15 protein-coding genes are annotated in these 18,831 nt (G+C 46.6%); 9 read left to right on the forward strand and 6 right to left on the reverse strand.

Annotation, left to right across the window (positions count from 1 at the left end; translation table 11 throughout):
* Positions 1-39 precede the first annotated feature (39 nt).
* The 7 genes from QZ938_RS05700 to QZ938_RS05730 all read left to right on the forward strand — a co-directional run bounded on the left by QZ938_RS05700 (position 40) and on the right by QZ938_RS05730 (position 5,381).
* Positions 40-837 carry a DUF4058 family protein gene (locus QZ938_RS05700; RefSeq protein WP_293347436.1) on the forward strand — a complete coding sequence of 266 codons (798 nt, stop codon included), beginning with the start codon at positions 40-42 and terminating at the stop codon, positions 835-837.
* A gap of 91 nt (positions 838-928) precedes the next feature.
* Positions 929-1,147, forward strand: coding sequence for a DUF3285 domain-containing protein (locus QZ938_RS05705; protein WP_293148240.1), 219 nt, complete (start codon positions 929-931; stop codon positions 1,145-1,147).
* A gap of 222 nt (positions 1,148-1,369) precedes the next feature.
* Positions 1,370-1,894, forward strand: coding sequence for an rRNA maturation RNase YbeY (gene ybeY, locus QZ938_RS05710; RefSeq protein ID WP_293347433.1), 525 nt, complete (start codon positions 1,370-1,372; stop codon positions 1,892-1,894).
* A 161-nt stretch (positions 1,895-2,055) separates the two neighbouring features.
* Positions 2,056-2,565, forward strand: a complete 510-nt coding sequence (locus QZ938_RS05715; RefSeq protein WP_293148236.1) for a diacylglycerol kinase family protein — start codon at positions 2,056-2,058, stop codon at positions 2,563-2,565.
* 179 nt (positions 2,566-2,744) lie between these two features.
* Positions 2,745-3,332, forward strand: a complete 588-nt coding sequence (locus QZ938_RS05720) for an aminodeoxychorismate/anthranilate synthase component II (RefSeq protein WP_293347430.1) — start codon at positions 2,745-2,747, stop codon at positions 3,330-3,332.
* Between the two features lie 452 nt (positions 3,333-3,784).
* On the forward strand, positions 3,785-4,567 hold the full coding sequence (locus tag QZ938_RS05725; RefSeq protein ID WP_293148232.1) for an MBL fold metallo-hydrolase: 783 nt from the start codon (positions 3,785-3,787) through the stop codon (positions 4,565-4,567).
* Between the two features lie 169 nt (positions 4,568-4,736).
* A complete protein-coding gene (locus QZ938_RS05730) occupies positions 4,737-5,381 on the forward strand; it encodes a fasciclin domain-containing protein (RefSeq protein WP_293148230.1) in 645 nt (214 codons plus the stop codon).
* 313 nt (positions 5,382-5,694) lie between these two features.
* Here QZ938_RS05730 and QZ938_RS05735 read toward each other — a convergent pair whose 3' ends face one another.
* The 6 genes from QZ938_RS05735 to ribBA form a co-directional block, all read right to left on the reverse strand.
* A complete protein-coding gene (locus QZ938_RS05735; protein WP_293148228.1) occupies positions 5,695-8,238 on the reverse strand; it encodes a CHASE4 domain-containing protein in 2,544 nt (847 codons plus the stop codon).
* A 481-nt stretch (positions 8,239-8,719) separates the two neighbouring features.
* A complete protein-coding gene (locus QZ938_RS05740) occupies positions 8,720-9,271 on the reverse strand; it encodes a hypothetical protein (RefSeq protein ID WP_293347427.1) in 552 nt (183 codons plus the stop codon).
* A 488-nt stretch (positions 9,272-9,759) separates the two neighbouring features.
* A complete protein-coding gene (locus QZ938_RS05745; RefSeq protein ID WP_293148224.1) occupies positions 9,760-10,764 on the reverse strand; it encodes an RNA polymerase sigma factor, RpoD/SigA family in 1,005 nt (334 codons plus the stop codon).
* 952 nt (positions 10,765-11,716) lie between these two features.
* A complete protein-coding gene (locus QZ938_RS05750; RefSeq protein ID WP_293347424.1) occupies positions 11,717-13,453 on the reverse strand; it encodes an ATP-binding protein in 1,737 nt (578 codons plus the stop codon).
* 417 nt (positions 13,454-13,870) lie between these two features.
* Complete coding sequence (locus QZ938_RS05755; protein WP_293347421.1) at positions 13,871-15,310, reverse strand: pentapeptide repeat-containing protein; 1,440 nt, start codon at positions 15,308-15,310, stop codon at positions 13,871-13,873.
* Positions 15,311-15,481: 171 nt separating this feature from the next.
* Entirely contained in the window at positions 15,482-17,242 is a 1,761-nt protein-coding gene (gene ribBA / locus QZ938_RS05760; protein WP_293148218.1) for a bifunctional 3,4-dihydroxy-2-butanone-4-phosphate synthase/GTP cyclohydrolase II, read from the reverse strand.
* Between the two features lie 421 nt (positions 17,243-17,663).
* Between ribBA and QZ938_RS05765 the strand changes: the two genes are divergently transcribed.
* Positions 17,664-17,942, forward strand: a complete 279-nt coding sequence (locus QZ938_RS05765) for a type II toxin-antitoxin system ParD family antitoxin (RefSeq protein ID WP_293347418.1) — start codon at positions 17,664-17,666, stop codon at positions 17,940-17,942.
* Between the two features lie 247 nt (positions 17,943-18,189).
* Positions 18,190-18,819, forward strand: a complete 630-nt coding sequence (locus QZ938_RS05770) for a DUF4339 domain-containing protein (protein WP_293347415.1) — start codon at positions 18,190-18,192, stop codon at positions 18,817-18,819.
* Positions 18,820-18,831 lie beyond the last annotated feature (12 nt).

Genomic DNA, 18,831 nt, shown 5'->3' on the forward strand with positions numbered 1-18,831 from the left:
CATAAGTCCTAAGTAAGTCAATCAACAGGAGTTAAATCAATGCCTAATCCATTTCCGGGGATGAATCCTTATTTAGAAAACCCTGACTTTTGGCCAGAAGTACATAATAGGCTGATAGTGGCGATCGCAGATGCTTTAGTTCCCCAACTTGTGCCGAGGTATCGAGTGGCGATTGAAAAGCGAATTTATGAAATTAAGGGAGAACAATCTCTGTTAGTCGGGATTCCTGATGTTTCGATCCAGCACAATCCGATTCCTAGAAATTTAAGTACATCTAATGTAGCTGTGGCTACACGAACTACTGAACCTTTGAAAGTAAGATTAGCGATGTATGAGGAGGTGAAACAAGGATATTTGGAGGTGATAGATATGGCGACCAAGGAAGTTGTGACAGTAATTGAGGTGCTTTTACACGCTAATAAACCATCTGGAAAAGGGCGTGAAATGTATGAGGAAAAGCGGGATAAGGTGTTGGGAAGTCGGACTAATTTTGTGGAGATTGACTTGTTGCGGGGTTGGGAACCTCTCCCGGTTTTTGACAATGACAATGCAGCGAGTTATAGAATTTTGGTGAGTCGGAGCAATGAAAGACCGATCGCCGATTTATACTTATTTAATCTAACAGATGCGATTCCTTGTTTTCCGTTGCCTCTGCGTGCAGGCGATGTTGAGCCGATCGTCGATTTGCAGGCGTTGCTGAATATAGTGTACGATCGCGCCGCCTATGACTTTACCCTCGATTATACTGCCCAGTTAGTCCCTGCACTTTCAGAATCCGATGCTGTTTGGGCCGATTCTCTGCTGCGCGAAACCAGCCTCCTGCCATCCGAAAGCTAAAAAATCCTACACAAAACGTTACATATTTGTTAACATCGTGGCGAGTCTGTCCTCCGCAGCCTCTGGTGTTAACCTTCTAAAAATAATCGCTATGACTCAACCTCCCTCGCCAACAACCTCCGAAGAGTCCGCCCCCGAAACTCCGATCGCCCCCACAAACAATGCACCTCCACCGAGTTATGTCAAGCTAGCGATGCGAAATATGGTTCGCAAACGGGCGACTTCTCTGTTTCATTTTGCTTTGACTGCTGCTGGACTTTTGGGCGTACTCGTCGGTTTGGCTTTTCTCGATCGCTATTTCAACTCTTAGAATACCGGTTGAAACCGTTTCGGTACAGACACTCACGCAATCGCCTGCGGGTTAAATACCGGGGGGTTCGATCCGATCGTGCGATCGACCCATTGCAATCTTCACCAGATTATTGTAATCTGCCTGCTAAAAGCAAAAAGTCGAGCTAAAAGCAAAAAGTCGATTAGCCCAATTTTCACTTATCAAACAATTCAATACATCCCTTGACAAAAGAACCGAAAAATGCTAATTGAGGTGAACGTCGAAGACTGTTATGGCATCGCCGACGCTGACAACCTCCCGGAGAATCAACCCAGCGGGGAGATTGCCGCCCAAACCTGGGAAAATTGGTTTAGCGTTTGGCTAGAAAACCAGGAAGCAGATGTGCCAGAGGCCCCCGGCTACGAAGTCAGTCTGCGTTTAACCGCCGATGCCGATATCCAAGCCCTCAACGCCCAATACCGCCAGCAAGATCGATCGACCGATGTACTAGCTTTCGCAGCTTTAGAGGTAGACTGTCCTCAGCTAGAGGAAATGCAGTCATCGGAACCTCTATACTTGGGTGATATCATCATCTCGATCGACACAGCGCAGCGACAAGCCCAGCAGCAGGGACATCCCCTAAAGACTGAACTAGCTTGGCTGGCATCCCACGGTTTTTTACATCTTTTGGGCTGGGATCACCCGGATGAAGAGAGTCTGACTCAAATGCTCGATCGACAAGAAACACTGCTGCGCGCGATCGGACTTGAGATCCAAACAGCATAACTGACATTGAGGGTGACTCAACCAATCATGTCAAACCAAAGATAATTTCCTGAAATCATACCAAAACTTTACTAAAAACTTAGGAAAGTTAACTAGACTTAGTGAAGGAAATTTTCAAAGTCTAGCTTTCGTTAATCTCTGTAACTTAAAGTTGGTTGTTTATGACACTAGATCAACCGTCAATTACATCAAACATCCCACCGTTTGCGATCGTGCCTTCAGATTCTGCCATGCCTACAGTCCACGAACCTAAAAAAGCCTTGAAATACAAGCGAGAGCTTTCCTGGAAAATCGCATCTAGTTTAGCTACGAGTTTTCGGTATGCTTGGGGTGGGCTAACCTATGCTTTTGAAACTCAGCGCAATTTTCGGATTCACACTGTTATAGGAACTTTAGCGATCGGACTCGGACTATTTTTGCACCTCAAACCTGTAGAAATATCAGTGATCGGCGTCACAATTGGTATAGTTTTAGCAATGGAATTGTTGAATACGGCGATCGAATCAGTGGTAGACTTAACCGTCGGGCAATCTTACCACGAACTCGCCAAAATTGCCAAAGACTGCGCTGCCGGAGCCGTTCTGGTATCGGCAATGGCTGCGGCGATTGTCGCTGGTGCACTGCTGCTTCCTCCGTTGTGGGTAGTTGTTCAAATTGCGATCGTCCGTTAGTAGCTTATTCCGCAGGCAAATCTTAGGTTTTAGATGACCAATTTGAGATTTTTGGTTTTATTCCTACATATTGCAGCTATTTTAATCTTGGGCATCTATCTAAAATCTTCCTACTATTGCATTCCGGCAGCGAGTCAATCTAAAATCACAAATCTAAAACCTAGAATCCCACTTAACCCGTGATTATAGTCATCGATAACTACGACAGTTTTACATACAATTTGGTACAGTATTTAGGAGAACTCGGTGCTGATTTGCCAGTAGCAAAAGAAGTCCAAGTCTACCGCAACGACCAAATTTCCTTATCAGACATTCGCCGATTGCAGCCCGCAGCAGTAGTGATTTCTCCAGGCCCGGGACGGCCGGAAGATGCGGGAATTTCTCTGAAATTGATCGAAGAATTGGGGCCGACTCTGCCAATTTTAGGCGTGTGTCTCGGACATCAAAGTATCGGTCAAGTATTCGGCGGCAAGATTGTTTCCGCACCAGTATTAATGCACGGCAAAACTTCTCAGGTAGAACACGCAGGAGTCGGAGTTTTTGTAGGTGTAGAATCGCCGATGCTGGCGACTCGCTATCACAGTTTGGTAATTGAAAAAGAGAGTTGTCCAGAAGTTTTGGAAATTACGGCTTGGGTGGAAGATGGCACGATTATGGGCGTGCGGCACCGGGAATATCCACACATTGAAGGCGTACAGTTTCACCCGGAAAGTATTTTGACTGCTTCGGGAAAGCAATTATTGCGGAATTTTTTGGAACGGCTTTAGTTGAATTTCTATGAAATTGTAGGATGCGCTCTTAAGCTGTTGTGGCATTTAGGTGTTGCTGATTTGATGTAGGAAAATTCTTTTCTATTATACTGAAACCTCTGTAAAGACGTAACAATGCTACGTCTCTACATTCCAATTCATACCTGAATTCAGCAATGCCGACTATTCATTGCTCCAATCCTCTTCTTTCTAGGTAGAGGTCGCTGTCAACTGTCAACTGTCAACTGTCAACTGTCAACTGTCAACTGTCAACTGTCAACTGTCAACTGTCAACTGTCAACTGTCAACTGTCAACTAAGAGGGCAGGCCCGCACCATCCACTGCCCCTACAACATATCAACTGTCAACTGTCAACTGAATGAAGGTAAGACTCGATCGCACATTTCGCACCTGGCGGCATTTTGTGATATAACAACAAACGACCAACACCCGATAACCGCAACCACAAGATGAAACGGCGACAATTAATACGTTACGCACAGACGGGTTTGCTAGCAGCTTTAGCGACTGGTTTGCCATCTGGATGGGAAAGCTATCAAGCTCAAACTGCTGGTTCTTTGTCGGTTCAGTGGTTGGGGCACACTTGCTTCTTGTTTGCCGGTGGCGGTGCGAGGGTGCTGGTGAATCCTTTTCGCCCCCTGGGCTGTACGGCAGGCTATCGTTCTCCTAAAGTCCCCACAGATTTGATTCTGATTAGCAGCAGATTGCTTGATGAAGGGGCGGTAGACGGATTTTCGGGCAATCCCGGCCTTTTGTACGAACCGGGCACTTATAGGTCTAACGGGCTCAGGATTCAAGGCATTCGCACGCAAAAAGACCGTGAGGGAGGAAGGCGGTTTGGGGTGAATGTGGCTTGGCTCTGGCAGCAAGCCGGTGTTAAGATTTTACACTTGGGCGGAGTTGCTGGCCCGATCGGCATTGAAGAACAAATCTTAATCGGGCGGCCGGATATTTTGCTAATTCCCGTGGGCGGAGGGCCGAAAGCTTATACTCCGGCGGAAGCGAAGCAAACGGTGCAACTTCTCAAACCGAAAATGGTAATTCCCACGCATTTCAAAACCCAAGCCGCCGATGCTGCTGCGTGCGATTTAGTATCGCTAGATGAATTCTTGGGCCTAATGGATGGTACATCGATACGCCGATCGAATAACGACACGATTTCGGTCAAATCTTCTGACTTACCGCAAACAGGTTCGGTGATTGAGGTTTTGAGTTACAGATTTAGCGGTTGAGCCTCTTTTTCCCTGAGCTTGCGCTATAGTAAGGAAGTTTTGGTCGATCGACAATCCCAGCTCATTTTATCTCTACCGAGTGCCTTTCCCAACCTTACCTTTTGCGGAAATTTGGCTAACATAACAATTCACGTTCACTGTTTTATTGTCATAAGGAAAAGCAAGCGTAATGAAAAATCAAAATTTACCTACCTGGATGAAACAACTCACAGGTTTCGCAGGAGTAATCGGCGCTAGCGCGTTGATTGGTTTCCCCGCTTGGGCTCACATCAACTCCAGCACAACTGTTAGCAATACAACACCAACTCAACAAGTTGCAGGAAATGTGAAAATAGCTGCTTCACCAGCACCAACAGCCTCACCGAAATCAACCACTTCACCAGCACCAACAGCCGCTACGAAGGATATTGTCGCTATTGCATCTGGCGACGCTCAATTTAAGACATTGACTAAGGCTTTAACAGCCGCAGGTTTAGTTACAACTCTCCAAGGCAAAGGCCCTTTCACTGTTTTTGCACCGACAGACGCGGCATTTGCTACTTTGGGCAAAGCAACTGTGGATGATTTGCTCAAACCAGCAAATAAAGCCAAACTTGCCAAGATTTTAACTTACCACGTTGTTTCTGGTTCAGTTTTATCTACCAGCCTCAAATCCGGCGATGTTAAAACCGTGGAAGGCGGCTCGCTGAAGGTGGTAGTTGCCGCAGGCAAAGTTACTGTTAGCGGCGCTAATGTTGTGAAAGCTGATATCAAAGCTAGCAACGGCGTTATTCACGTAATTGACAAAGTTTTGATGCCCCCTGATGCGAAGTAGGACGAGCATTTTGGGCATCAAATGATGTTAAATTAGGTACGTTGTTGGGCTTCAGCCCTCTTTATCTATACGTCTAAGAGGGTGTTTGAAAACTCCTTTCGTTGGTATCAAAAGACCCGATTCTCCTAACCACCTTTCCAACGGAGAACCAGAATCCAACTCAAAGTCCCCCTTGGAAAGCGGGATGCGAGGGGAATCTGGTATTAAAAGGGTACAACTTTTGACGTTTCAAACACCCTATAAAGAGGGCTCGCATCCCAACAACGTACCTTTATTTATTAATGTGACACTAACCCAAACGTATTGGGACAGATTACAATAGTGTCGGCAACATGAGAGTAAAAGTTGACCCCTTGCCTAACTCGCTATTAACAGTAATTTCTCCCCCCAGCATCTCAGAGTATTTCTGCGCTATAGCCAAACCCAAACCCGTACCTCCGTACTTGCGGGTAGTCGAAGCATCAGCTTGCGTAAAAGGTTGAAATAACTTTTCTAGCTGTTCCGGAGTCATCCCAATTCCCGTATCAGTACAATTAAAAATTAACTCTTCAACATCCCAACTATTCTCGTCATTTTGATTTTTTTTAACGCTGAGTGTAACAATCCCTTGCTGAGTAAACTTCGCTGCATTGCTGAGCAAATTAAATAAAATTTGAGTTAACTTAGTTTTATCGGAATGCAATTGGCCAATATTAGGATCGCATTCAACATTCAGGCGATTGTTGTTTCGGAAAAATAACGGCTCAACAGTTTTTACTACATCTTTAATTGTCTCGAATACGTCAAAAGTTTCTAATTCAAGTTCCCCGTGACCTGCTTCAATCTTCGACAAATCCAGAATATCATTAATCAATCCCAGTAAATGGTTGCCTGCATTGTGAATTCTTTCCAAATCCGACACAAAGTCTTCTTCGCCAATATCTAAAGCATCTTCTTGCAGAATCTCGCTGTAACCGATAATCGCATTCAGAGGAGTTCGCAGTTCGTGGCTCATGTTAGCCAAAAACTGACTTTTAGCCAAATTAGCTGCTTCTGCTGCTTCTTTTGCCTTATAAAGTTCTGCCTCGGCTTGCAAGCGGTCGGTTACGTCGTGAGCCAGCACTAATTCAGCATTTCTGCTGTCAAATATCAGGGTATAAGAAGTAACTTCTACATCAATAATTGTGCCGTTTTTTGTCTGGTGCTGCCACACACCCCCAAAATCAATTCCGGCATCTACTTGGGATATATTTTCTAGCAATCTGGACAGTTCTTGGCGCGGACGAATATCCGCAACGGTCATGTGGAGAAATTCGTCGCGAGTGTACCCGTAGTGCTCGACAGCAGCTTGATTGACGGCTATAAATTCCAGAGTTTCTAAGTCGTAAACCCACATCGGATGGGGGTTGTTTTTAAACAAAAGTCTGTAGCGTTCTTCGGAGGCTCGGAGTTCGGCTTCGGCTTGCTTGCGCTCGGTAATGTCGCGGACAACAGTGCAAATAATCTCGCGGCCGCCGTAGGAAATCAGGCTGGCGCTTACTTCCACGTCCATGCAGGAACCGTCTCGGCGGCGGTAGAGAACTTCGCCAATTCTGAGTTGTTTCTCTCTTAGCAGGAACAGGATATTTCGGTCAACTAGGTCTTTGGAATAGGCGACGATATCGTAAACACTCAGTTGCGAAATCGCATCAAGACTGTAATCGAGCAAGTTTCTAAAGGCTGTATTGGCTTCTAAAATGCGTTTGGTTTGAGCGTCCCACAGGAAAATGCAGTCTGTAGCTTGCTCGACAACGGCTCGGTAGCGGGCTTTTTCCTCAAGTTGTTCGCTTTCGGCGCTGGCGATCGTCCCGAGCATTCCATTGATAGTATGGGCAAGGTCGGCCAACTCGTCTGCGCCCGTGACCGGCAGTCGCACCGAGAGGTCTTGGCTGCTGCTGACGCGGTTAACTGCTTTCGCCAAACTGCTCAACCGAGACAGCACCAAATGCTCAATCAGCAGCAGAGTGCAGCCGATAAATCCTATTCCCGCTAACCCCACAGACACCAGCAGGTACATTAAACTGATTTGACCTTGGCGGTAGATTTCTCTGGGCATATCCACCCGTAGAAGTAGCGCCGGTCGATCGTAAATATCCTGGATCAAAGCATAACCCGCCATCAAATCTTCGCTGACAGAACGCACGAAAATCGTTTTTTTCCCCGACAGTTTCTGCCGTGCTTTCACAAAATCAGCGGGTAAATCACGCTCATCAATGCTGTGTACAATCAATGGCAAGCGAGTAATTTTAGAAAGCTTCTCAATGCCCGCAGCATCCAAATTGCGCCCGAATACCAGCGTGCCCCGAATCGGGCCGGTGCTTTTTGTAGTGAGAATTGGCCGGGAACTAATCAGTATCGGCCCTGAGGGCAGCAGCAGGATACCAGCGAGGCTACTTTTGGGATTGGGGTGCTGCAACAGCGGGTCGTTGAGAGAAATATGCTCTTTTAATGCTTCTGGAACAGGCGTTAGTTTCATCTTGTCGCTGTCTAAACCCGTACCGTAAACTATTTTGCCAGAAGTATTGACAAATATGGCTAGATGAACTCTCAAATTATTCAGCCCTTCTGGAACTAAATTCGAGGCAATGAATTCTGAGTTGCGGTTTTGGATAAAAGTGTAGGTGTCATCCCAGGCAGACCAGTCAGCAAAGCGCGAGTTGAAGTCGTCTGCGGTTTGCCCGAACACGCTGAGAACTCCCTTGACAACCTGTGTGGCTTCTTGTTCCTCTGCTTTGACAAGGCTGCCCAAAAGGATGCTGGAGGAGGCTGCATAGAGAATGCCAGTCAGTCCAGCGATGGTAATGCCAACTATTGATAGTGTTTTCCGACGCAGTTTCATCTTGCCGAGTGTGTGATGTCAGTCTGAAATTCTCAACTCAGGAGCAATTTTACTGCTGTTTCCTGAATCCTGGCTGCTGGCGCTGCACCAGTCTGCCGGGAGGGAGTTTTGTAGGGCGCCCCGTAGCCTCACATTTTCTCGGATATTTCCAGTTTCTTGTGTGACGCACTCTACTGCTGCCTTGTTAAGGAGTATACAGCGAACATCCGCTAACTTCAGGCATAGGGATGAGACCTGGTTTTTTGTTACACAAGATCTTGACCAAACTGGAAAATCCCCTCAAAAATTAGGTTGGGTTGAGGCACTCCTACCGAACAAATAGGTTTTTGTTTCGCTTTGCTATACCCAAGAAACCAAGAAAATCGCGCAGGTACTGGTTATACCAGTTTCAGAAATGAATGCAACTGTAGGGAAACTCCAAACTCTTATGCAGTAAATCATTCCCAATTATTTAATCCCCAATCGAAAATCGAAAATGGTATTAGTTTCCCCACACCTGCTGTTTGTGAGCTTCCTTGCAAATACCCAAAATGCGCCGATCGTTGTTGCTGACGGCGGAAATAGGGTGATACTGTTGCAGGTTTACAGAGTAGGGAGAGCGAGTGCCGTCGTAAGTGTCCACTACTGTTAAATTTAACTGAGTTCGCTCCGCACTGCCGTAAAAACAGTAAAAAGCAGACCGAGGCAGGTAAAAAGCGCCGACTACTTTACTCTGTCGCATTTCAAATACAAAATATTCTTTTTTAATTCGATCGGGCTGGCTGGACTGGCCGTAGAGGTAAATACCGTCTGCTAAACCTGTGCTAGCGGTATCTGGCGCAGCATTTGGGAGGGATTGCGAGGTCAAAATGCCGGATTTGATGTCCGATTGCTGTGCCTCGCCTAGGGGAAATTCGATGCTGAAGTTACCGGGCGAGAGAGCAAGGGCGATCGCCTCTAAAGTGCTTGTTAATACGATCGAATAAGTCAAAACCACTTGCTTGCCCCAAAATTTCCCATAGCTGCTGCGCTGCCCTTCTTGTACCTGTTTCAAACAGATCTTACAGAAACCGGGTATTTAGCTTAATCCTGAATATTAACTTGAATTTTAGATCGCCCGCCCGGTTCCTAAATTCAAATCTCAGATTAGTTTTGATAAATTGCGATCGCCCATCAAGTGCGATCGACATCTTAAATATAGCGCTTTTCAAATCTTTCGAGGTACTCGTCAGCCTACCAATTACCCATTGCTATCTGTACCTGACTCAGAGGGTTAGTAGTGCGGACTTCAGTCCGCTTTCTAGCTGCGGACTGAAGTCCGCACTACGAACATTTACAGAGGGTTAGTAGTGCGGACTTCAGTCCGCTTTCTAGCTGCGGACTGAAGTCCGCACTACGAACATTTACAGAGGGTTAGTTATTTTGGTCGATCGACCGGACAGGATATCACTTGAAAATTGCTTGCTATCAAAATATCCTTCCTGGAAGCGCTTGCACAAAAAAAGAGTTGAGATTTGGAGAAAATCTCAACTCTTTTAGTGACTAACTAGCCAAGTATTCTCGGACTTGAGATTGACGCCGCCGCAGGTGGGCGAGGGCTTGATGTTCTAGCTGTCGCACCCGTTCGCGGCTGAGATTCAGGCGTTCTCCGACTTTCGCCAGAGACATTTCGGTGCCGTCTTCCAAACCGAAGCGCAGAACAATTACATCTCGTTGCTGGGGGGTCAGTTCTGATATCAAGGTATTGAGGTCTTGCCGCAGCAATTCCGAAGTAATGTAGTTGTCTGGAGATGCTGTTTCGTCTTCTAAGAGTTCTTGCAGTTCGGTATCTTGGTTATCTCCTACGCGCAAGTCCAAAGAAACTGGATGTCTTGCCATCAGCAGGTATTCCCGAATCTGGGAAGGTTGCAGTTCCAGGGCGGTGGCAATTTCCGCAGGCGAGGGAGAACGGCCCAACTGCTGGGTGAGTTCCCGCTGCACTTTTTTGATTTTGTTGAGTTTTTCGGTGATGTGAATTGGCAATCGAATGGTGCGCGCGTGTTGGGCGATCGCGCGAGTGATTGCTTGGCGAATCCACCAGTAGGCATAGGTAGAAAATTTGTATCCCCGCATCGGGTCAAATTTTTCGACTCCCCGTTCTAAACCGAGGGTGCCTTCTTGAATTAAATCCAAGAATTCCATATTGCGTTTCTGGTACTTTTTGGCGATCGCAACTACTAGGCGCAAATTCGCTTCAATCATCTTTTGCTTGGCGCGCCGCCCTAACTGCAAGATCCGGTTCAGTTCGGCTTCGGTCAATGCCATTTCGGCCGCCCACTCTTCATTCGTCAGATCTCGCTGCCATTCTTTAGCCAGCGCTTGTTTTGCTTCGATTAATTTCATCATTTGCTGTACCTGCTTCCCGAAAACAATCTCTTCTTCTCGGGTTAGCAGGGGTACTCGACCGATCTCGTGCAGATAGGTACGAACCGTATCCGTTGAGGAGTATGGCCGGCTGCCCATGCGATCGGCTTTCACTGTTTTGGTTTTGGGGGTGGTAGTGGACATGGGTGAGTATTGCACTCCTTGTAACAACAGATAAAAAGTTGGTGATACCCTGTCCCACTTTTACAAGTGGGATAAAGACTGCGACAGGGGGGATGTTACCCCTCCTGTTTATCGGTGACGATCGGTAGAAGCTTGTGGTATTGGATTACTTTTATGCTTGATTTTCCAGTAATCCCCGTCGATTTTCCGTAGCTTGCTAGCTTTTACGGCTAGTTCTAGGCGAAGTGAATTTGAGTTTACTTTTCTCAATATTATTCCAAATTTTGAGGCTCGTAAAGGGTAAAAACCTCTGTCTTAAGGTCAAGATTCTACATTTTTCCTTAAGGTTTTCAATTCCCTGCTAGTTTTAAGTGGAACTCAACTTCACAATACTCATGCAAACAGACTCAAGCAAACACACTCATGCAAACAGACTCATGCAATTCGAGGGCTTTGTTTTGCTCTCTATTCCATCATCGCTTGAATTTTTCTCGCTGCCTAGATGCTGCGATGCGAGATAACCGAACTCGATCGCCGTATTCGCTGCAACTTACCGTTTAAAATATTTCTTGACATTTTTATTTAAATATGCTAATCAACTTTTGCTGTCAGTGAGTAAAGATATATTAAGAGCGGGATGTTTGGCTATTTGAGTTAAATTTTGTCGATCGACTGAACAATATTTAACCTTATCCGTATTTTGTGAAGTTAGGGGTGAGGGGTGAGGGGGTGTGAGGGGAAAAGCCCTTGCCTAAAGCCGGAAAATATTTTTTTTGAATGTCGATCGCCCTTTCTGAGACTTACGCGCGGGTAACAAGAAACCGGGTTTTTCTTCACAATACTTCTAATCAGCCCACTGAAACAGTAGACTTGAATTGCATAAGTCTTCGATCGCTCCTTCAACCGCAGATGTCAGGCAGATAAACGCAGATAATTTCAGGGGTTTTTCCGATTTTTGCAATTCAAGTCTAATCTAAAATCCCAAATCCATCTTAGCAGATTCTGCCTCGGCAAACACTTGTTCGTCCGGCATTTCTTGCCAGTCAATATCCCCAATTTCTTTGTAGAATTGCTCATCGTAGGGACGAGTCTGGACAACTACCGGCATCGGTACGGCGTGGCCCAAAACTAAAGCTTGCTGTTTTGAGTCGAGTTTGGCTAAAACCGATCGCAAACTCTGCCCTCCTGAAACGCCCGTAAAGATAGCGTCGATGTCTTTATCGTCGTTTAGCAAAGCTGTGATCCGCGTGCCGACTTGCGACATGACTTCCCCGTCGATACCGGAGGGACGTTGATCTACAATTAACAGAGTTACGAAGTATTTTCGCATTTCGCGGGCGATCGTCCCGAAAATGGTCGATCGCACGATCGCCGGATCGAGAAAGCGGTGGGCTTCCTCAATGGTAATCACTAACGGTTGCGGGCGATCGCACGGATTTTTACTCATCAAAAACTTCTCAGCTTTCCGCACGTAAGCTCCGTGAATCCGGCGAGTAATCACATTTGCCGCCAACATATAGGACAGCAAATCTGAGTGCGAACCAAACTCGATTACTACATTTTTCCCACTATCCAAACACTGCAAAACTTCTGTTACATAATTTTTGGGACAGCGTTTGCGAATGTATTTCAAATCATTTAAACGCTCTAATTTCCGCTGCAAAGCCATAATCGAAGATTTATTTCCCCGCTTTTCTTCGCAAAACATTTGAATATCTTCGTTGGTCATTTCCAGCAACTTGTTAATCCAACCCTTGCCCAACTCATTTCGCAAAATGATCGCATTTTCGATACTAGCTTCCGAAAGATTTAACTCCCGCTGGACTAGCGAGATATCTTCCACTTCAATTTCCTCGAAACTCAAAAACAACTCTTGAGCATCGCGAACTCCCCGGCGCTTGGTAGACTCTGGATCGAGAGTATAAATCTGCATTTTATCGGGAAACAACTGCCGCAAACCTTTAACAGTGCTAAATTGTTTTCCTTCCGAAACCGCTTCCCACCCGTACTCAGAGTGCATATCAAAAATTAGATTGACAGCAGCTTGCTTGCGAATAATCCCCGACAGCAGCAAGCGCGTCAAAAAAGATTTTCCCGTTCCCGACTTGCCAAAAACTCCGTTGCTGCGTTCCACAAATCTGTCTAAGTCCAAGCACACAGCCACGTCCATGTCAATCGGTTTGCCGATCGCAAAATTGCGGCGGTACGGGTCATCTTCCCAGCCAAAAACCGCCCTAAAATCGGTTTCTTTGGCATCAAACACCTGGGAAAAGTGGCTGGGAATCGTTTTCACCGGCAGCAATTCCATATCGGCGCCACTTTGCGGCTCAAAAGAACCCAAATTTCCTAACGCCAGCTTTTTATCGGGGACTCCGTTACCTGTGGGATTGAAGATGGCTTGAGATTTTTCTTTTTCCGCAGTCAGCATCAACATCGGCGCCAGCTCGATCGTACCGTAGGTGCTGCTACCTGCGAGGACTGCGAGGAGAAAATCGTCGTTGGGGTTGGGAGGGTTGGATAAAATCCGACTGCTGGATGTTCCGAGAGACACGTCGGTGAGCATACAGAAAAAGTGCGATCGTACCCCCCGCACTACTAAAAATTTCCCCACCCTCATATCTTCCACTGAAACGTCGGCGTGTAGTCGCACTTCTAATCCCTTGCTCAGGGAACCTTGAATAACAGAGCCTAACGGTTTGTCAGTAGTCATTAGTCAGTTGTTAGTTGTTAGTTGTTAGTTGTTAGTTGTTAGTTGTTAGTTGTTAGTTGTTAGTTGTTAGTTGTTAGTTGTTATTTGTTAGTTGTTATTTGGGGAGCATCCCATTTTTGAAAAAAGCATTTTTTATTATAGTGCGAGCGTCCCCGCTCGCGAGCAGTATAATCGCGAGCGGGGACGCTCGCACTATATGCAAAACTGAGATGCTCCCGTTAGTTGTTAGTTGTCAGCTTAAGATCTCGCGGGTCGTTGGGTTGTTAGTTGGGAGTTGTGAGTTGTGATTCGCCTGTTGTGCTTCGTTTTTGTTTATTTGTGATTTCCTAATTATTAGCAACTGTCAACTGTCAACTGTCAACCGCCAACCGCCAACCGCCAACTGTCAACTGTCAACTGTCAACTGTCAACTGTTAATTACCATTCCGATTCTAATGGTAGTTCAAAGAAACTCGGATTCAGATCTACATCAGTCAAATCCGTTTCGCTCAAATAAGCATCGGTCAAAGATACCCCTTTTAAACTTGCGCCTTTAAGATTTGCACCTTTAAGGTTAGCACCTCTAAGATTAACTCGGAATAAATGAGCATCGCTCAAGTCTACCTCAGTTAAATCGGCTCCCTCCAAATTTACTCTCATCAAATCTGCTTTTCTGAGATCTGCTTCATTTAACTTAGCGCCGCTGAGGTCGGCTTTTGTCAAGTCTACACCTCTCAAGTCGGCGCCGCTCAAGTTTGCGAACAGCAAAGTAGCTCCGGTGAAATCTGTTTCCCTCAAATCGGCATCGCTCAAATTAGCGCCACTGAGGTCAGCCCTTGTTAAGTCTACACCCCGGAGGTCAGAAGAACTCAAATTTACTTGGTGCAAAATTGCGCCGCTTAAATCAGCTCCTCTCAAGTCTGTTCCCTCCAAGTTTGCACCTTTGAGGTAAGCTTTTTTTAAGCTAGCTTTACTGAGGTCTACATTTTTGAGATTGACCGAACTCAAGTTAGAACCGCTCAAATTAGCTCCGCTTAAATCTGACCCGTTTAAGTCGGCTCCGGTTAAGTTGACCCCTTGCAGCGATACATTGGGAGCAATTAAATAAGCTCCGCCAAGACGGGGGTCAATGCCTTCTGAAAAGAATGTTTGGTTGCTGTAAACAGCTTTTTCTAAAATCGTGCCGCTCAGACTGGCTTCCCTCAAGTCTGCGCCGCTAATGTTGGCTCCTGCTAAGTTTGCCCGATCGAGCTTTGCTCCAAATAAAATAGCTTTGTATAAGTTTGTCCGCCGCAAATCGGCTCCTTTTAAATCGGCTCCGGTCAAATCTACCATAGCCAGATTTAAGCCCGGGAGCGAGGCATTGGGAGCTAGCAAAATTGCTCCCAATGCAGCGGGGTCAATATCGTCGGGAAACATTGTCCGGTTGTTGTAGACTGTCTTGTCTAAAATAACGCCAGTCATCTGAGAGCCTCGCAAATCTGCTCCACTGAGATTGGCTCTGGTTAAGTTGGCTTGCTGGAGATTGGCTCCCACTAAATTGGCCTTGATCAAACTTGCTTGTTTGAGGTTGGCTCCCGTGAGTTCTGCTCCTACGAGAGTAGCTTCTCGGAGGACAGCACCGGTCAAATCGGTTCTGGTGAGGTTGGCTAAATTCAGAAATGACTCAGCTAAATCCGCCCCGCTAAGATTGGCGCGGGTGAGATCCGCTTCGATCAGATCTGCATACCTGAGAATTGCGTCGCTGAGATTGGTTTCTCGGAGATCTGTTCCCCTGAGGTTTGCTCCCCGGAGTTCCGCACCGCCGAGGTTGGTGCCTTTAAGCGGTTGTCCCCTGAGGTCGAGCCGGTGCAAAAAGTCACCAACGTTCATTTCCATATCGATTTGCCTCTTGATTCTTCACGCCTGAAGATTGGGTCTGAAGCCTCCCCCTAAAGGGGGGAAATCAAACAAAATGATTCATTGCTTCAATCCTCTTCTATCGACGGCTATGGGTAGCTGTTAACTGTCAACTGTCAACTGTCAACTGTCAATTGTCAATTGATGACCTTAGCTTGACATTTCGAGGGCAGAATCGGGAATAGCGGAAAAACTATAGATTTTTTGAGGTTGAAGCTTCGCACAGGCGGATGCGACTTGTTCCAGGGGCAAGCTTTCGCGATCGAGCTGGACTTGCAGGGTTTTGAGCGGATCTGCGCCGGAGGAAACCATGAATTCTAATGTTTGCAAGTCGGACTCTGTGCTGATAGATTCAAGAATTTGGCCGATCGCCTTGACGTAAGGATGGTTTGTCTCCGAGTACCAGTCGGGAGCTGCGAGTCCGACTTGATCGAAGCCTAAATGAACGATGAGGGAACCTTCTCCAAACAAAGCGATGCCCACCGGCCGTGCTTCTTCTTGCAGCAGTAAGTCGTGGCTAGCGGCCAATTGCCGCAGTTTTTCGAGGTGTTCGTAGCGATTTTGGATGGCAGAATCTTCCTCTTTTCCTTCTTCCCTCGAACCTCTTGCTTCTTCCTTCTTCCGACTTCCATCCGACTTCGTTTCGTTCCACTGAATCGCTACTGTGACTAAATAAGTTTGCAGCAGCATATGACCTAGTTTTTCGGCTTTGGTTGCCAGATAGATCGAGTTGTAATCTGTGGCTTCAATGAGTAAGGGGACGCGATCGACTACTTCAATGCCGTAACCTTTCAAACCGGCAATTTTGCGCGGGTTGTTGGTAATCAACCGAATTTTTTCCACTCCCAAATCGTTAAGCATTTGTGCTCCAACGCCGTAGTTTCGCAAGTCGGCGGGAAAGCCCAAGCGTTCGTTAGCTTCTACGGTATCGTATCCGATATCTTGCAGCGAGTAAGCTTTGAGTTTATTGACCAGTCCAATCCCCCGACCTTCTTGGCGCAAGTAAACTATGATGCCGCAACCGGCATTTTCGATCATTTTGAGTGCCGCTTGCAGTTGCATCCGACAGTCGCACCGCAGGGATCCCAAAGCATCTCCGGTCAGACATTCCGAATGCACCCGCACCATCACGGGTTTGTCTTTAAATTCTGCCGGCTCGCCCTTGACAATGGCAACGTGTTCTGAATTGTCTTGAGTGTCGCGGTAGGCGTAGATCGTAAACTCGCCGAATTCAGTCGGCAATTTGGCGACGGTTTCGCGGCGGACAAATCGATCGTGCTTGAGGCGGTAGCTAATTAAGTCAGCAATGCTGATGATTTTGAGGTTGTGGGTTTTGGCGTATTCGATCAATTCGGGCAACCTCGCCATCGAACCGTCGGGGTTTTGAATTTCGCAGATGACGCCGCTGGGATAGAGGCCGGCGAGTCTGGCGAGGTCAACTGATGCTTCGGTGTGTCCGGCGCGTTTGAGGACGCCACCGTCGATCGCCCGCAGCGGGAAAATATGACCGGGACGGCGCAAATCCTGAGGTTTGGTATCTGGGTGGATGGCTACTTGGATGGTGCGGGCGCGGTCTTCGGCGGAGATACCGGTACTGACGCCGTTGACTGCATCGATGCTGACGGTAAAGGCAGTTTGGTTCTTGTCGGTGTTTTTGCTGACCATGAGAGGCAGTTCTAGGCGATCGAGTCGATCGCCGGTCAATGCCAGACAAATCAAACCCCGGGCCTGTACTGCCATGAAATTGATATTGTCGGGGGTGGCGAATTGGGCGGCACAAATCACGTCGCCTTCGTTTTCGCGGTTTTCGTCATCGACTACTACCAGCATCCGACCTGCTTTCAGGTCTGCGAGGGCGCTGTCAATTGAGTCAAATTGAAAGGATTGAGTTGAGGTGTTGTTGTAGGGCACTGAGGAGTTCAAGCTATAAACAGTATTGTTATGGAAATAGAATCTATTATTGATTGTAGCCTGTTGTTTCCGGCTGGGTGATTCTCCGAGCCAGATGAGTTTAACACCATTTTTGAGCTTGCTTACTAGAAATACTGCTTTTTGTCAATCAAAAATTGCCAGAATATTTCATGAGTTCGATCGAGATTGCGAGGCTTTTAGGGGAAGAGAAGGAAAATTATGTTGACTCTAAATCAGAAATTTTCCGATATTAATGCGATCGTTATAACGCGGTTGAGTTGTTGATTTAGCAATTGTGGCGATGACGAAAGCAGCGACAAGCGATCGGATTTGCAATTGTCATGTATGATTTTGGGGCGATCGCTCTGACCGAATCTCGCGCTATTCTTAAAACATGGATCAGTCTGAGGGAGGTGGCGTAATGAATATTACTTTAAGTCCAGAGCAGATGCAATTGATCGAGGCGCAATTGGCCCAGGGGTCGTTTAGTTCGCCCTCCGAAGTAATCACCAAAGCCCTCCATACTCTGGCGCAAACCCAGAAGCATTATTCGGAGTGGGAGGAGGAAGTGCGTCAGTCCATTAAGGAAGCGGAGGCGGAACTATCGCGGGGTGAGGGAATTCCCTTAGAGAGTGTGCGAGAACAATTGCAGGAAAAGTTTTGCAAAGCACGAGAGTGTGTCAAAAACTGTGAAACTTAGTGAAATTTCCGAATATGCGACATATTTACCAAAATTTTGAGGCAATGTTTCCCGATGAAAATAGAGCGTTTATTGACAATTTCAAATATTTGGGTTGATCGAATCATCAAGTCTGGTCTTTTTACAAATACAAAAGCTGACCCTAACATCTGATAAAATCTTATTATCACAACAATACTTTTCTACCAGATGACCGCAATATTGTTATGTTCTGGGAAAATAGTGATACCCATCATCTACCAGAAAAATGACTAATTCTAAGCTGTCGCGCCGCAAAGTGCTACTTTTAGTTACTGGGGCTTCAGCTCTAGTCGCTTCTATTCCGGTTTACGCTCAAAAAAAGAAGCGACCTCGTGGCAATCGACGGTATTACGGAGATAAAGACTACTCAGATTACGACAACCGCTCTAGTCCAACTCCTACACCAGCCCCGACCCCAGCGCAGCCAGAAAAATACAGCCCGCCTCATCCTGCGTTAATACCTGCCGTTGGGGGAGGCGTTTTTAGTTTGTTTGGTGTCGTAGGTGCGTGGCTTTGGAAGATCAACCACAAAGCCTCTCAAAAATTGGCAACTTCTTCGCCTTCTACAAATCGTGGCAAGACGATCGATCCCATAGAGCAAGAACTCAATCAGATGAAATTTGAATCGGGTATGAACCGAGTCAAATCCGTGAGACGGGTGGCATCACCTCCCGAGGCTTCTGAATGGTATGTATTTCGCAGCGGTCAACCTGAAGGGCCATATACCAAATTGCAACTATTGGAGGTTCAGAAGATTACCGATCGCACCAAAGTGAGACTTGGGGAAGCTGAGTGGCAGCGGGCTGGTGAAATTCCAGAATTAGCAGGGTATTGTAAAACTTCATTGACTTTATAGCCATTAATAGCC

This window comes from Microcoleus sp. CAWBG27 (assembly GCF_020883145.1).
Classification (GTDB): domain Bacteria; phylum Cyanobacteriota; class Cyanobacteriia; order Cyanobacteriales; family Microcoleaceae; genus Microcoleus.

Excerpts from the sequence above, each read along its gene's own strand:
- QZ938_RS05750 (WP_293347424.1), bottom strand. The coding sequence starts at position 13,453 with ATGACTACTGACAAACCGTTAGGCTCTGTTATTCAAGGTTCCCTGAGC.
- QZ938_RS05705 (WP_293148240.1), top strand. The coding sequence starts at position 929 with ATGACTCAACCTCCCTCGCCAACAACCTCCGAAGAGTCCGCCCCCGAA.
- QZ938_RS05700 (WP_293347436.1), top strand. The coding sequence starts at position 40 with ATGCCTAATCCATTTCCGGGGATGAATCCTTATTTAGAAAACCCTGAC.
- QZ938_RS05745 (WP_293148224.1), bottom strand. The coding sequence starts at position 10,764 with ATGTCCACTACCACCCCCAAAACCAAAACAGTGAAAGCCGATCGCATG.
- QZ938_RS05755 (WP_293347421.1), bottom strand. The coding sequence starts at position 15,310 with ATGGAAATGAACGTTGGTGACTTTTTGCACCGGCTCGACCTCAGGGGA.
- QZ938_RS05725 (WP_293148232.1), top strand. The coding sequence starts at position 3,785 with ATGAAACGGCGACAATTAATACGTTACGCACAGACGGGTTTGCTAGCA.
- QZ938_RS05770 (WP_293347415.1), top strand. The coding sequence starts at position 18,190 with ATGACTAATTCTAAGCTGTCGCGCCGCAAAGTGCTACTTTTAGTTACT.
- QZ938_RS05730 (WP_293148230.1), top strand. The coding sequence starts at position 4,737 with ATGAAAAATCAAAATTTACCTACCTGGATGAAACAACTCACAGGTTTC.
- QZ938_RS05715 (WP_293148236.1), top strand. The coding sequence starts at position 2,056 with ATGACACTAGATCAACCGTCAATTACATCAAACATCCCACCGTTTGCG.
- ybeY (WP_293347433.1), top strand. The coding sequence starts at position 1,370 with ATGCTAATTGAGGTGAACGTCGAAGACTGTTATGGCATCGCCGACGCT.
- QZ938_RS05735 (WP_293148228.1), bottom strand. The coding sequence starts at position 8,238 with ATGAAACTGCGTCGGAAAACACTATCAATAGTTGGCATTACCATCGCT.
- QZ938_RS05765 (WP_293347418.1), top strand. The coding sequence starts at position 17,664 with ATGAATATTACTTTAAGTCCAGAGCAGATGCAATTGATCGAGGCGCAA.